Below are 14,423 nucleotides of genomic sequence, written 5' to 3' on the forward strand. Positions count from 1 at the left end.
ACGGCGCGCGCGCTGCCCCCGGACACCCCGTTGCCAGGGGCCCGGATCGCAAGCAACGCGCGCCGTTGTTCATCCGTCATGGCTGCAAAGCGCAACCGAAATGCAAGGGGGTGGGAGGGCGAGTTACTTCGCAGCCTTCTCGCGGACCTTGCTGCCCGCCTTCAGATCGCTGTCGTAGGCATACACGACACGGCCGCCCTTCACTTCGCCCATCACCGGAATATTGGCGGTGATGGCGTCGTGATCGTCATGCGTGAACGGGTGATCGTAGGTCGTGACCACGCCGTCGACCGGCGCCTTCAGGTCTTCGAGCGCGGCGCGCACCTTCGGGCCGTCCGTGCTGCCGGCTTGCTTGATGGCCGCGGCCAGCAGGTAGACCGAGTCGTAGCCCTGCGCCGCCGACACCGCCGAGTCGATGCGGTTGTTCTTCGGCTTGAACATGGCCAGGTACGCGTCGATGAAGGCCTTGCGCTTGGGCGTGTTGGGCTCCTGAATGAACGTTTGCGGCATACGGGCACCTTCGCCGTTCGCCCCCGAGTTGTCGATGTAGTTCGACATCGCGAGCGTCCAGCTACCGACCAGCGGCAGCTTCCAGCCGAGCTTGGCCATGCCATTGGCGATCTGCGCCAGTTCCGGGCCAATGCCGTACGTGAGGATGACGTCAGCGCCGGCCTGCTTGGCCTTGAGCAACTGGGCCGTCATGTCGACGTCCTTGATGTTGAACTTCTCTTCGGCCACCGGCTTGATGCCCTTGGCGGCGAGCGCCTTTTCCAGATCCTCGCGGCCGAGCTGGCCGTAGTTGGTCGAGTCCGCGAGAATCGCCGGCTTCTTGAAGCCACGGCGCGTAATCGCCTCTTCCACGATCATCGGCGCCTGGATGCTGTCCTTGGCCGAGTTGCGGAAGACATAGTTATCGGCGTACTGAGGCGGTTTGAATTGCTGGGTGATGACCGTACCCGTCGCCACGTTGTTGAACACCGGAATCTTGGCGTCTTGATAGAAACGCTGCGAGGCAAGCGCCACGCCGGTATTGATGAAGCCGACGGTCGCGACCACCTTTTCCTTGTTGATCAGTTCCTGCGCGACCTGCACGCCGCGCTCGTTCTTCGCTTCTTCGTCGCGCTCGACCAGCACGATCTGGCGGCCCAGCACGCCACCCGACTTGTTGATTTCCGATGCGGCGAGACGCACGCCGTCGCGCATGGAAACGCCCATCGACGACGAGCCGCCGGTGAACGGGCCGGATACGCCAATCTTGATCGGATCGGCCGCCACAGCCATCGAGGCGGACAGGGCAAATGCCACGGCGCCAGCCATGACCTTGAATCGGAATTGCATAAGGGTCTCCTTCGGTGCGATGCGTTTCGATATGACGCTTTTCTGCTGCGATTTCCTGATGTCGCAGGCCCTGCCGTAGAATGCGCGACGCGCGAGTCGACTTCCCCCCGCCGCATCCCCCCGATGTTGTAATTCGTGTCAGGGCGATGCCGTACCGCACGCGTTGAACGACCAAGCTAGCGCGCCGATTATGTGTTCGCTGAGTTTTGCCCGCAAAGGCGGGAATACCCCTACGCTCGCGAGGGTATACGCGCTGCTATCGCCGATTGGCGCGGGTTTCCAAGGGGTTTGACGGCACGCGCCACGGGTGGCGCGTGTCTTGAGATCGGCACGGAGTGCCAAAGAGTTCGACTCGGAGGGCGGGTCGTAAGGCAGGTGTAAGGGATGGCGATTACTCGCCCGGTGCAATCACTTCGCGCGCGCCGTTTCGCCCCATCGGGCTGACGAGTCCAGCCGTTTCCATCTGCTCGATGAGACGGGCGGCGCGGTTGTAGCCGATACGCAATTGCCGCTGCACCGCTGAGATCGAGGCGCGACGGGAATTCAGCACGAATGCCGCCGCGTCGTCGTAGAGCGGATCGGCCTCGGCATCGCCCGACGATTCGCCGAACAGATCGGCGGAAGCGGCCTCGCTCGGGTCGCCCGCGAGGATCGCTTCATCGTAGTCCGGTTCGCCATATTGCTGCCAGTGCTGGACGACGCGATGCACCTCGTCGTCGGCAACGAACGCCCCATGCACACGTTGCGGATACCCCGTGCCCGGCGGCAGGAACAGCATGTCGCCCTGCCCCAGCAACGATTCCGCGCCCATCTGGTCGAGAATCGTGCGCGAATCGATCTTCGACGACACCTGAAAGGCCACCCGCGTCGGGATGTTCGCCTTGATGAGGCCGGTAATGACGTCAACCGAAGGCCGCTGCGTCGCGAGAATCAGGTGAATGCCCGCCGCGCGCGCTTTCTGCGCCAGCCGTGCGATCAGTTCTTCGATCTTCTTGCCCGCCACCATCATGAGATCCGCCAACTCGTCGATGACCACGACGATGAATGGCAGACGGTCCAGCGGCTCCGGTGCGTCCGGGGTGAGCGAGAACGGGTTGCGCACCTTGTCGCCCGCCGCGCGTGCGGCATCGATCTTCTCGTTGTATCCGGCCAGATTGCGCACGCCAAGCGCGGACATCAGCCGGTAACGCTTTTCCATCTCGCCCACGCACCAGTTCAGGGCATGCGCCGCCTGCTTCATGTCGGTCACGACCGGAGCGAGCAAATGCGGAATGCCACCGTAGACGGATAGCTCCAACATCTTCGGATCGATCATGATGAGGCGCACGTCGTCCGGGGTTGCCTTGTAGAGCAACGACAGGATCATCGCGTTGACGGCCACCGACTTGCCCGAGCCGGTCGTGCCCGCCACCAGTAGGTGCGGTGCACGCGCCAGATCGGCCACGACGGGCTCACCCGTGATGTCCTTGCCCATGGCGAGCGCAAGGTGCGAGCGATGGGTGTCGAACACGGGGGCGGTCAGGATTTCAGACAGGCGAATCATTTGCCGCTGCGCGTTGGGCAGTTCCAGTCCCATGCAGGTCTTGCCGGGAATCGTCTCGACCACGCGGATCGACGTCACGCCCAGCGCTCGCGCCAGATCCCGTACGAGTCCGACGACCTGCGCCCCGCGCACCCCCACCGCCGGCTCGACTTCGAAACGCGTGATGACCGGGCCGGCCGACGCGCCCACCACCGTGACCGGCACCTTGAATTCGGCCAGACGCTGCTCGATCAACTGGCTCACGGCCGCGAGCGCTTCGTCCGAAACGACATTGGCGACATCCAGCGACGTCACAGGCGACAGCAGGTCGAGCGACGGCAAGTCGTAATCGATGACGACGCGGGGCGGCGCAAGTTCGTAGGGGGTGTTCCCCGAGAAGCTGGCGGCGCGCGGCTCAGCCGTCGTCGCCATGCCGAACGGCGGTGACGCGGCGAACGCCGGAATGGCAGGCACGGCGGCCGCGGGCGACGGCATGGTGGGCGTCGATGACGAGATGGCGTCGTCGTGCGTCAACGGTGCGTAGGCCGGATGGCCGGGATGGGGAGACGCTTCAGCGCGCGCCCAGGTGCCGTCGGCACGCAAGACATAATGCGGCTTCGACGCTAACGCTTCGGCCTCCAGCGCGTCGGGTACGTCTACGGATGCAGCGTCCTCTGCCCGGTAGCCCGGTTCGTCGCGCGTGGCGTTGTGTGGCACATCGAAAGGTACGTCGATCGGCAAGTCCTTCGGCACATCGAAAGCTTCGACGCTGGCCAACACATCCGCAAAGACGAACGGACGATGTGGCGTCGAAGCCGCAGGGGCAGAAGGCGAATCGGGTGCGAACGGCGCCGCAGCGGTCATGTCGACGCGCCCGGCGGCCGGTGGCGATGGGTCGGACGCGGCCGACACCGGCATGGCTTTCGCAATGGCGACGGGTTCGATAACGTTCGCCACTTCCATGCTCAAGCGTTCCTCGTCTACCGCGACGCTTTCCCGGCGATCGACGGTGGTCGCCGGATACGCCGATGCCAACGCGGGTACATCAGTTGCCTGCGCCGTGTCGGATGCTGTCCATTGACGCAAGTCGCGAAGCAACGCTTGCGCCTCGTCGCGCAGCACGGCCAAGGCCTGCACGCGCGCCTGTTCGGCGGCACGCGCGGCCGCTTGTTGGGCCAGCACCTCCGAGGTGGGGGCAGGCGGCAAGGCTTCGAAGACGGGTGCGTCAACGTCCTTCGCCGACAAATCGACGGGCGAAAATGCGGAGACGGCCGCGCAAAGCGGTGAGGCGGCATCGGTCGCGGACCAGGACGCGGCCCCCCGCATCGCAGGCGCCGCCGGGCGAGGCGCGACAGCGCCCGACGCCGCAACGTTGGCCGACGTGTCGACGATCGCCGGCATCCCGGCATCCGCCGGGGACGACGGGACAGGCGGCGCCCCCCGTGGCGGCATTTCTTCAAGCCCGAGCTGCGGCTTGCGGAACGGGCTATGCACGATCGTGCCGCGCAGATGGGCGGGCGCGACGCCCACGGGGCGGCGATATCCCGTCGCCCCAGAAATCGACGTCGAATTCAGCGGATCGGCGGGCATCGGCGGCTTCGCGGGCATGCCTGCCTTGGTTGCCGTGAGCGGCGCAGCAACACTAGAGGGAGCGGTCGACGCAACCGATGTCGCGGTCCTGACCGAAGCCGCAGATAAGGAAGCCCCGCTCGCCCTCGTGGTCGCTGCGGAGGCGACGGTGGCAGCCACGGCGGTCCCTGCACGTCCCACCGAGGCGCCCTTGCCTGTCGGACGAAGTCGCGCGCCATTCGCAAACGACGGCTCGGTGCGCGGCGCACCCGGCACCCTCAACGGCGGCGGTCGCATGGCGTCGAGCCGCGCGCGCTCCTCGTCGGACAACTTCCAGCGCGGCTGTGCCGCCAGACCACGGCGGCGCGGCACCGGGTCTTCCCTCAGGCTACCGACATCGTGATGCCCTTGTCCGAGCGTGGGCGTGAAACGCTCGCCACGCTCACCACGCTCACTCGTGTCGAACGACATGTGCGAGAGACCCCGCGCCGGCTCGCGGGCGGCGCCATCGAAACGCGATTCGTAGCCGGGCGCCTCGATATCGTCGTCGGACGATTCGCCGCGCGCGAACATGCCCCACCAAGTGGTGCCGAAGACCAGCGGAAGGGAAAAGAGCAGGACGAAGCTGGCCACGCCAATCGCGAGCGTACCGCCCAACGCGACATGCAAGCCGTGAGACAGGGATTGGCCGACGCTGCCACCCGCGGTGTTGCCCTCCCCGCCCGTCAGCGCGGCGAGCGTGGCACTCGATCCGATCGCGAGCGGTATACCGAGCAGCATGCGCAGCGTGCCGGGGCCGAAGATTCGTATCTCACCGCCAAGCAGACCCCGCACGCCAGGCCAGCACAACGCCAGCAACCAAAACGTCGACAGTCCGAACCAGCCAAACCCCATAATCGCTCGTGCTTCAGGAAAACCCGGAGTGCGATTGTAGCAGGTAGACCACCGTGCGGAGGCCCTCTCGGCAAGGACTTTCGCGCATCGGCTGACGTGGGTGCCGCGCGTGGCAGACGTTACGGCCGACCGTGCGTGCCGGTCGAGCGCCACGTCGGCATGCTGCCGAGACCGGCGCTCTCGCCGCTCGCGTCCGGTACGACCAGACTCAGGTTCCGGCGACGCAGCGCGCGCCAGTCGACTTTGGCGAAGATGTCGTCCCCCAGCGCGCTCGCTTGCGACAGGTTCTCGACGCGCACACCGCGTGCGCGCAAGACCGCCGACGCGTGGCGGAACGACGGCTCGATCAGGCTGGAGAACTCCACGTCCAACCGCGTCGGCGCACGCGTTTGCAGGGTCTCGTAGAACCGTGGCGTCTGCGCGGCGTCGCGCAAGTCGACCCCATGCAGATACACCTCGGTGAAGCCCAGCCACGTCGCCACCTGGAGTGCAAAATACGCGACGGTGCCACCGTGGAAGAAGCCATGGTCGAGATCGAAGCTGTACCCGAGGCGGCCCTGCTCGCCCTGGAACGCAGCGCTTGCCGCGACCTGCGGGTTCGCGCGCAGCGCTTCGGGCGTCCTGGCCGCCTCCATCCCGCGCTTGAAAATATCGTCTACAAGATAGAAGCGGCACCCGAACGCCGACGCCGGGAACGTGTCCAGCAGACGGGCGAGCACGACCGGCGTGACGAACAACACCAGATCGCGCGCCACGACGCGGCGCGCCAGATCCGGACGCTGACGCACGAAACCGGCGTCGAGAATGCAGTAGAAATTGAATTTGACCGGCGCGTGGTCGGTCAGCGCGATGGCCCCATTCACGCCCATGACGTGATGCATCGGCAGCGCTTCGTAATCGATATCGGCAACCGATGGGCCGCTGGCGATGATGTGGCACGGCAAGCGGCGCAGGCGCTGCAATTCGGCGCGCCGAACGAGTGGCACCCGGCGCGAGCGCCACGTAAAGCGCTCGATGGCTCCCATGGCATCGCGCTCGATGCGCGCGTGCGGCCAGAGGCGTTCGTTGTGCCGCCACTTCGCTGTATGGCTGTAGCGGTAGACGAGTTTGAGAAGCGTCGAGATCATTGTCGTTGTTCTGGCTAGGTCCTACGGTTGCGCCGCGCGCATCTCGTGAATGTGCGCGTTCCTAACCCCGTTGCATATCGCGTGCCTGTCATTTGCCGAACGCCGATGCGCCGCTTTGCATTCCGCGTCATGCCCCACACACGGATACGGTTCACCGGCGCATGGAGGATGCGCTCCACCACGTCGATGCGTTGATTCTGCCACCCGGCCTTTACCGGGGACAAGATTTATTCCAATTGGAATTCTTACTTCGGGTTACGTTTTGATGACGCCCCGAAAAAAATGACTTGACGCGGAAACGCCCGATTCATGGGGGTTTCCGGCATATTGGGCACCGCGGATCGAGTGCCGGGCGGGAATCGCGTGGGCAATACAGTATTGCGAAAAATACGGATAATTCGCACGACAAATCGTCGACTGATGCGACTTTTATCGGCTAACGGACGCACCTCGCCGACGGACTGTCGAAGCGTCGCGTCGGGAGAATCGAATCAGTGCAATGCCGAGTTGCTGCGATGACGCGGGTAGAACGCATCCCCCAACTCGAGCAGCAAAGATGCCAGTTGGGGATCGCGAACGAAACTGACGGCCGAGTCGGCGGCCAGGATAGCCTCGGGCGTTTGCGGGCGCGCAATCAGAAAGCCCTGAACATAGTCGACCCCCAGTTCCGACAAGGCTTCGAGCGTTGCGGTGTCTTCCACCCACTCCGCGACGCTGCGAATCCCGAGATTCTTCGCCAGCGCCACAATCGCTTCGACGATCGCCAGATTGGCCGGATGCGCCGCCATGCTTTTCACGAACGCGCCGTCGATCTTGATGGCGTCGACCGCCAGATCCTTCAGGTATGAGAAAGAACTGAAGCCCGCACCGAAGTCGTCCAGCGCGATGCGTCCGCCCAGTTGGTGAATCCGATCGACAAAGCGACGCGTATTGTCGAGATCGTGCAGCGCCACGGTTTCCGTGATCTCGATGCACAGCAACCCGACGGCACGCTCATGGGCCGCCAGCGTGGTGAAGATGTCCCGAATGAAATGTTCGTCGTTGAGCGACGCCCCCGACAGATTGACACACACAAACCGTGTTTTTGCGAGACGGTCGCGGTTCAGGTCGATCCAGGCGAGCGTGTTCGTCAGTACCCATTTATCGATCATGCCGATGCTGCCGTTCTCCTCGGCCGCGCTGATGACACGCGAGGCCGGTACGATGTTGCCGTCGGAATCGCGCATGCGCAGCAACACCTCGAAGTTGAGCGACTCGCCGGGCGACGCCATCTCCATGATCGGCTGCATTTCGAGAAACAGCGTGTTGGGCGTGAGTCCGGCGTCGAGCGCATCGATCAACCGCAATTCGGCGAGGCGCTCACGAAATGCCGCCGCCCCGCGCTCATAGACCACCAACTCCCGGCGACTCTTCTTGGCCTCGCGACAGGCGCGGTCGGCCGATGAAATCGCGTCGGGCACCCGCATATCGGCGGTCAGCTCGATGACCCCGGCCGACGCGCGCACCTGAAAGGCGCGCTCCCCAATCTGATAAGGCTCGCCGCAAATCGCGTCGACCAGACGGCGCGCCACGGCGGCCGCCTCCTTGATCGTCGCATCGCGAAACACCACGATGAACTCGTCGCCGCCGGTGCGCCCCACGCTCTGATCCGTCGACAAGCGTGCTCGCATCCGATCGCATGCCTGGCGCAACACCTCATCGCCCGCCGCATGGCCGAAGAGATCGTTGACTAGCTTGAACCGATCCAGATCCAGATAGGCCAATGCCGCCGGCCTGGCGTCGGATAAGGTACGGATGGCCTCGGCCAGCGCCTTTTCGATGCCGCGCCGGTTCGAGACGCCGGTGAGCGGGTCGTTCTCCGCCAGATAGCGCAATTGCTCCATCGTGCGAGCCCGTTCGGTGATGTCCTGCAACGAGCCTTCGATGCGTCCTGCGGAGAAAATCGCCTTGACGAGATAGCGGCTGGTGCGGCCGTCGTCGCGGGGCAGCGAGAGAATTTCGAGTTCCGATTCCTCGCTGTGCTGCGCGACATCGAGCAGCATGCGCCAGGTGCTCTGGCCGAAGTACTGGTCCCAGCGGAACGTTCGCCCTTCGGTATTGGGAATGCCCAGCATGGTGTGCAACGCCGCGTTGCCACGAACGAAAACACCCTGATCGTCGAGGGTGAACAGGCCGACAGGCGTCACGTCGTAGGCGTTGCGCAGTTCGGTCTGGGCTTCGAGCTTGCCCTGGTGCTCGGCCCGCATCTGCTCGGCAATGGCCAGCGCCGCCATGAGGCTCGAGAACAGCGCCGCGGTCACGCTGTTGAACGCCGTCGCCAACGCGCGCGCATTGAACGCGGCGGCGATCACTTCGGAAAACGTGGCAAACAGGACGATCGACAGCGACGCGCTGTACCACATCGCGACCCGCGAGCGCGTCAGCACGAGAATGCGGGTCAGCAGCACCAGGACGATGGCGATGCCCAGGGCGGCCACAACCCACAGCACGGGGATGAAATGCGCATACGGCAATGCGATGGCCGCGCAGCAGAGCACCACGCCGGCCCATTGCAGCACCATCACCATCCACCGCCAGCCGATGCGGCGCAACTCCCGCTTGAAGAGCTGCGTGAACAGTGAATACGTCAGCACGTAGTAGATGGCGAATGTCGCCTTGCGCACCAGAGCGTCAAGGTCGGTCGGAATGGCGCGTTCCAGCCATTGCGTGTCGGCCCCGAGCGAGTTCGCCGCGAGCCGCAAGTTGCCGATCAGCCACGCCGCGAACAGGACGTAGAGCCATTCCTTGTTGATGATGGCGGTGACGAGCACGAATGCCGAAAGCGTCAACAGACCGCCTTCGAGCAAGCCGTTGCTGCGATGGAACTCGCGTTCGGAGACATTCAGTTCGGACGCCGGCCAGGCGACCAGCGTGAGATGCGCCGGCCCGGAGAATGTGCCCTCGCACAGGAGTGTCACCGGCGCGACGAGTTGCCCGAGATCGATCGCAAAGCCCGCTTTCGACATTCGGATCGCCCCGCGCACGGCGCTGCGGTCCGCGCGTCCGATGGCCGGGGCGTCGGGGTTGCGCCAGCAGATCAGCGTTTGCGCATGGCGCGAGGGAAATTCGATGACCGTATGTTGGGCAGCGCCCACGGGCGGCACGGTGACCCGGAACCACACCGGCGCCTCGGACAGATGCGTGCTGAACTGCCGAACGGCGGGCGCGCGCTCGAGGACGCCCTGCACCATCGGCGGGCCGAACGTCGCGGGTACATCGCCTTTCGCCTGAAAGGTCAACGATGTTTCACCCCGCACGGCGTACTGGCTCTCCTGGAACATCAGCACCAGGCCCGAGAGCAGCATGATGGCGGCGGGAACGGCGTACAGCGAAATCGTACGAAAAAGCTCGTCGAGCCGCGCGCTCACGCGCCAACGGCGCCGCGAACCGGAGCGTTCCGCCCACTCGTCGGCGAAATCGGTCGAATTGCGGCTGTAATCGTCACGCTCGTTGCCGAGTTCCCCCGCCATAGAAATCTTAAGCCCTTATCTTATTGGTCGCCCCCGCGAGCTTCGCCGGGCAAGGCGTACCCCTCGGCACGCCCTGCCGGCCGGGCCGGCCCTGGCCCGTGCGACCCCGATGCAGGCCGACACGGGCAGGTCTCTTTTGCCCGCCTTGCGCGTTATCGCCATCGCCCAAAAGACCGAATGCGGCAGGCGACGGGATAACGTTAGTTCGAATAACGGCATTACACCGACAAGCTGAAGCCTGATGCACCGCATCGTACCGCGTCGCCACCAAAAGATAAATCCCGCAAATGCGCGCCAACACTGGCTTCGCCTGATGACGCCCGCACAACGTCCTGCATTCCGGGCACCCCCAGCCGCAGGTCGGGATGATGGGTGAGGCACATATAGGCGAACAAAGGATGCTCCGCCGCCTGCCAACGCGTGCGTGCCTGCGCCACGTCCAGCGCCAGCACGCGGTGTCCGATGCCGCCGACGTGTGCCATCGGGATCAGGGCTTGCGACGGGAACACGTCGATAAACATCAGGGCTTCATACTGCCGATGCAGCGGCGGACGCGCCGTAATCACCATCCAGTCGACCGCGGACAGCAGGCAATACTGATAGAAGGCCTTGAACAGCGCCGTCTTGACGACACGTCCGGCCGGCCCAGCCACCACGCCCAGACGCGTCGCCTCGGCCAACGCGGCGCTGTCCAGCCACTGGGGCAACGGCGCCGAATCCTCGAGATGCAACGGCTGGTAACGGTTGGTCTGGATACGCATTGTGCCAAGAACCGCGCCGTCGAGCCGCGCGCGCGCCACGAGCACGATGGCCCCCGGCTCGCGGTCGCTGGGCTCCGGCTCGCTCAACGTGGCGGCCAGATCGGGAAGGTGGCGGCCGTAGGCGGCCTGACGCATGGCGACGGCGTCGCGCAACGCTGCGTCGTCGCTCGCGATGGTGACGATGAAGGGCAGACGCTCTTCTCGCATCGTATCGAGATCGGCCGCCGGGGCGCGCACCGCAGCCGGCAACGACGTGGGACGGCGCTGACCGGACGACAGGTCGGTCGGGGTGATGGACAGGACATCCGAGGCTTGGGCGAGGTCAAACATGATTGATACTCCTTAAGGTCAATAGAGGATGAGTGCCATGCACAGGCGTGCTCGCCGATACATCGCACATATCCTTTCTTGATCCGCCAAGGCGAAGTGTCAAGTGCTTATTTTTCTTGGCTTTTTCAGATTTTCACGGGCGGCGCAACAGCGTCTGTCCGGGGATTGTGCCCACCGCCCGCGAACCCTCGTCACACCGGGCGAAACCGGCCGACCACATTTCAGCGCCTTCGGCCGTCGAGTATGGGTGTCACCTATTTGCGACAGTTGCAGTCCGAAGAAAGTGTCTGGCAAAATGATAAACCTGTTTACTAATTGACCTTGCCGGGACTCCCCGAAGGCGACCCCGGCGCACCTTCCGATATGCCGAAAATCGATTGGTCTTCCCGTTTCGGCACGCTGGTACATGACGTCGCGCGCGTTCATTCGCGCCTGTTCGACCGGCGTGCCCGCGGCAACTTCGACCTCACGCGCGCGCAATGCCGCGTGCTGGTCATGTTGCATCGCTATGGGGTCCAGACACAGGCCGAATTGGCCGAACGCATGGAGTTGACGCCGATGGCGCTGGTGAGACTGCTGGACCGGCTCAGGGACAAGGGACTCGTGCGGCGCGAACGGGATCCGAACGACAAACGCGCGCACCGGCTCTATCTGACGGAGGCCTCGGAGGCCAAGATCGACATGATCGTCGCATTCGCCAACGCGACCGAACGCGAAGCGCTGGCCGACCTCACCCCGGCTGAACGGACCGAACTGTCGCGCTTACTGGGCAAGGTGCTGACGAACCTGACGCGCGCCGAAGCCGAATGCCCGTCACCGGCGCGTCGCGATAACCCTCACGATCCAGTAAAAGAATGACCGTGGCATCCCCCCAAACAGCTGACGATCCGGGCAAGCATCGCGCGCTCGTCAGCCTGTCCGTCATGCTCGCGACGGTGTTGCAGACACTCGACAGCACCATCGCCAACGTGGCACTCCCCCACATGCAGGGCAGTCTTTCCGCCTCGCAGGACTCCATCACCTGGGTATTGACGTCCTATATCGTGGCGGCCGCCATCGCCACGCCGCTCACCGGCACGCTCTGCGCGCGCTTCGGTCGCCGGCGCGTCTTCCTGTGGTCCGTCGCCGGCTTCACGATCGCCTCGGCCTTGTGCGGCATGGCGCATTCGCTCACGGAAATCGTGGCCGCACGGCTGTTCCAGGGGATTTGCGGCGCGGCGCTCGTGCCGCTGTCGCAGGCGACCATGCTCGACATCAACCCGCCGCACAAGCACGGCTCGGCGATGGCGGTGTTCGGCATGGGCGTGATGGTCGGGCCAATTCTCGGCCCGTCACTCGGCGGCTGGCTTACCGACAGCTACAACTGGCGCTGGGTGTTCTACATCAACCTGCCCATCGGGTTGATCGCGTTCCTCGGTATTGCCGCTTATCTCAGAGAGCCGCCGGAGCAGAAGGCCGGGAAATTCGATGTGCTCGGTTTCGTCACCCTCAGTCTGGCCATCGGCCTGCTGCAACTGCTGCTCGATCGCGGGGAACAGCAGGATTGGCTGAACGCCACCGAGATCTGGCTGGAGATGCTCGGCGCCATCATCTGCTTTGCGTACTTCGTCGTCCACACGTGGACGGCCGGCGAGCATTCGTTCTTCGACCGCGCGTTGCTGCGTGACCGAAACTTCAACACGGGCGTCGTCTACATCTTCGTCGTCGGCATCATTCTTTACGCCACGCGCGCCCTGCTCCCGCCGATGCTGCAAAGTCTGTTCGGCTACCCTGCGATTCTCACCGGGCTGGTGACGGCGCCCTCCGGCGCGGGGACCATGGCCGCCATGCTGATCGTCGGACGCCTGGTCGGCAAGGTCGACGTTCGCTACCTGCTGGGTTTCGGCTTCGCACTGACCGCCTATTCGCTGTATCTGATGGCCGGTTACTCGCTCACGCTGCGGCCGTCGGACATCGTCTGGCCGGGGGTCATTCAGGGCTTCGGTCTGGGCTTCGTCTTCGTGCCGCTCACCACGGTCACGTTTGCCACGCTCGCCGGCACGCTACGCGCGGACGGCGCCGCCATCTACAGCCTGTCGCGCAACATCGGCAGCAGTATCGGTATCTCGGTCGTGCAGACGCTGCTCACCCAGAACACGCAGGTCAACCACGCGGTGCTCTCGGAGCGCATTACGCCGTTTACACAAGGGGTGGAGGCTTACGTGCAGACGTACGGTGCCGCGGCGATGGCCGCCCTGAATGCGGAAGTCACGCGACAGGCGGCGATGATCGCTTACCTGGACGACTTCCGGCTCATGATGGCACTCACGATCGCCGTCATGCCGCTGCTGCTCTTCATTCGGCTGAAAAAACGCGCCCCCGGCGAGATCGACAAGCACGACGAGATCGTGCACGTGGCGGCCGACTGACGCGGCGTCAGCTCTCCTGGCGCCGCCGCGCCGACAACGCGCCGGCCGTCTGGATCACGAGGTCGGCGAAGCGCCGTTCGTCGCGTTCGGCGTTCCACCGCACGCGCGGCACGGCAATGTTGATCGCCCCGATGGCCCGGCCGTCCTGGTTCACCACGGCCGCCGCCGTCGAAATGTCGCCCATGAAGAATTCGTCTTCCGTGTGCGCATATCCCTGCTTGCGAATGCGCGCGAGCCGTTCCTTGATCTTGCGCGGCTGCGCCACGGTCGCCGGCGTGAACTGCACGAGATTCGTGCGCGCGAGAATGTCGTCGACCTCGGCATCGTCGAGCGTAGCCAGCAACGCCAGCCCCGGTGCCGTGCAATAGGCCGGCAGGCGCGAGCCGACGATGACGTTCGCATTGAACACGCTGCGGCTCACAATACGCAGCACGAACACAATGTCCGTGTCGAGCCGCACCGTCAGGTTCGTCGCCTCCTCGGTTTCCGCAGCGAGTTGCTGAAGATACGGAGCGGCGCGGCTCACGAGTTCGTTCGAGACGAGGTAGTGATAGGTGAAGTCCAGCAGCTTCGGCGAGAGTTCGTACTTCTTGCTCTGCGCGTCCTTGAGCAGATAGCCCAACGCCGAGAGCGTAAAGGTGAAGCGCTGCGCCGCGCTGATGTCCAGCCCCGTGGCCGCGGCGATTTCCGAAAGCGAGAGATGGCGCTTCGACCCGTCGAACGCCGTCAGTACCTTCATCGCCTTCTCCACGGACTGCACGTAAAGCGTGGATTCGGTCGATGGGGCGGGAGCAGCAGCTATCTCGCTGGCGATTGCCGCTTTGGCGCGGGTGCGGGGTGTCTTGGTGGTGGCCACGATATCGAGGAAATGGGGCAGGCAGGGACGAATTATCTCATGAAAATAACAGTCTATCTTATACCGATAACACCAGAATTACCGTCATCGTCGCCGCGCCGGTGACGAG

8 protein-coding genes are annotated in these 14,423 nt (G+C 64.5%); 2 read left to right on the forward strand and 6 right to left on the reverse strand.

The window, feature by feature from the left end; all coding sequences use genetic code 11:
• Positions 1-123: 123 nt before the first annotated feature.
• The 5 genes from PanNE5_RS19315 to PanNE5_RS19335 form a co-directional block, all read right to left on the reverse strand.
• Entirely contained in the window at positions 124-1,338 is a 1,215-nt protein-coding gene (locus PanNE5_RS19315) for an ABC transporter substrate-binding protein (protein ID WP_150549775.1), read from the reverse strand.
• Positions 1,339-1,729: 391 nt separating this feature from the next.
• On the reverse strand, positions 1,730-5,323 hold the full coding sequence (locus PanNE5_RS19320; RefSeq protein WP_315973443.1) for a DNA translocase FtsK: 3,594 nt from the start codon (positions 5,321-5,323) through the stop codon (positions 1,730-1,732).
• 119 nt (positions 5,324-5,442) lie between these two features.
• The gene (locus PanNE5_RS19325) at positions 5,443-6,450 is read right to left on the reverse strand and encodes a hypothetical protein (RefSeq protein WP_261938656.1); all 1,008 of its coding nucleotides are present in this window, start codon (positions 6,448-6,450) and stop codon (positions 5,443-5,445) included.
• A gap of 491 nt (positions 6,451-6,941) precedes the next feature.
• Complete coding sequence (locus PanNE5_RS19330) at positions 6,942-9,959, reverse strand: putative bifunctional diguanylate cyclase/phosphodiesterase (RefSeq protein ID WP_017234333.1); 3,018 nt, start codon at positions 9,957-9,959, stop codon at positions 6,942-6,944.
• A gap of 218 nt (positions 9,960-10,177) precedes the next feature.
• Positions 10,178-11,050, reverse strand: coding sequence for an N-acyl amino acid synthase FeeM domain-containing protein (locus PanNE5_RS19335; protein ID WP_150563866.1), 873 nt, complete (start codon positions 11,048-11,050; stop codon positions 10,178-10,180).
• A 363-nt stretch (positions 11,051-11,413) separates the two neighbouring features.
• Here PanNE5_RS19335 and PanNE5_RS19340 point away from each other — a divergent pair, with 363 nt between their 5' ends.
• Positions 11,414-11,908 carry a MarR family winged helix-turn-helix transcriptional regulator gene (locus PanNE5_RS19340; protein WP_261938657.1) on the forward strand — a complete coding sequence of 165 codons (495 nt, stop codon included), beginning with the start codon at positions 11,414-11,416 and terminating at the stop codon, positions 11,906-11,908.
• Complete coding sequence (locus tag PanNE5_RS19345; protein ID WP_017234331.1) at positions 11,905-13,458, forward strand: MDR family MFS transporter; 1,554 nt, start codon at positions 11,905-11,907, stop codon at positions 13,456-13,458. The genes PanNE5_RS19340 and PanNE5_RS19345 overlap by 4 nt, the downstream gene beginning before the upstream one ends.
• Positions 13,459-13,465: 7 nt before the next feature.
• On the opposite strand, the gene PanNE5_RS19350 is transcribed toward PanNE5_RS19345, so the two are convergent.
• Positions 13,466-14,272, reverse strand: a complete 807-nt coding sequence (locus tag PanNE5_RS19350) for an IclR family transcriptional regulator (RefSeq protein ID WP_240756298.1) — start codon at positions 14,270-14,272, stop codon at positions 13,466-13,468.
• Positions 14,273-14,423: the final 151 nt, after the last annotated feature.

Source organism: Pandoraea sp. NE5 (genome assembly GCF_024363545.1).
GTDB classification, from domain to species: Bacteria; Pseudomonadota; Gammaproteobacteria; order Burkholderiales; family Burkholderiaceae; genus Pandoraea; species Pandoraea cepalis.

Bases quoted from the DNA above. Each gene is read 5' to 3' on its own strand.
- PanNE5_RS19315 (WP_150549775.1), bottom strand. From the start codon at position 1,338: ATGCAATTCCGATTCAAGGTCATGGCTGGCGCCGTGGCATTTGCCCTG.
- PanNE5_RS19320 (WP_315973443.1), bottom strand. From the start codon at position 5,323: ATGGGGTTTGGCTGGTTCGGACTGTCGACGTTTTGGTTGCTGGCGTTG.
- PanNE5_RS19325 (WP_261938656.1), bottom strand. From the start codon at position 6,450: ATGATCTCGACGCTTCTCAAACTCGTCTACCGCTACAGCCATACAGCG.
- PanNE5_RS19330 (WP_017234333.1), bottom strand. From the start codon at position 9,959: ATGGCGGGGGAACTCGGCAACGAGCGTGACGATTACAGCCGCAATTCG.
- PanNE5_RS19335 (WP_150563866.1), bottom strand. From the start codon at position 11,050: ATGTTTGACCTCGCCCAAGCCTCGGATGTCCTGTCCATCACCCCGACC.
- PanNE5_RS19340 (WP_261938657.1), top strand. From the start codon at position 11,414: ATGCCGAAAATCGATTGGTCTTCCCGTTTCGGCACGCTGGTACATGAC.
- PanNE5_RS19345 (WP_017234331.1), top strand. From the start codon at position 11,905: ATGACCGTGGCATCCCCCCAAACAGCTGACGATCCGGGCAAGCATCGC.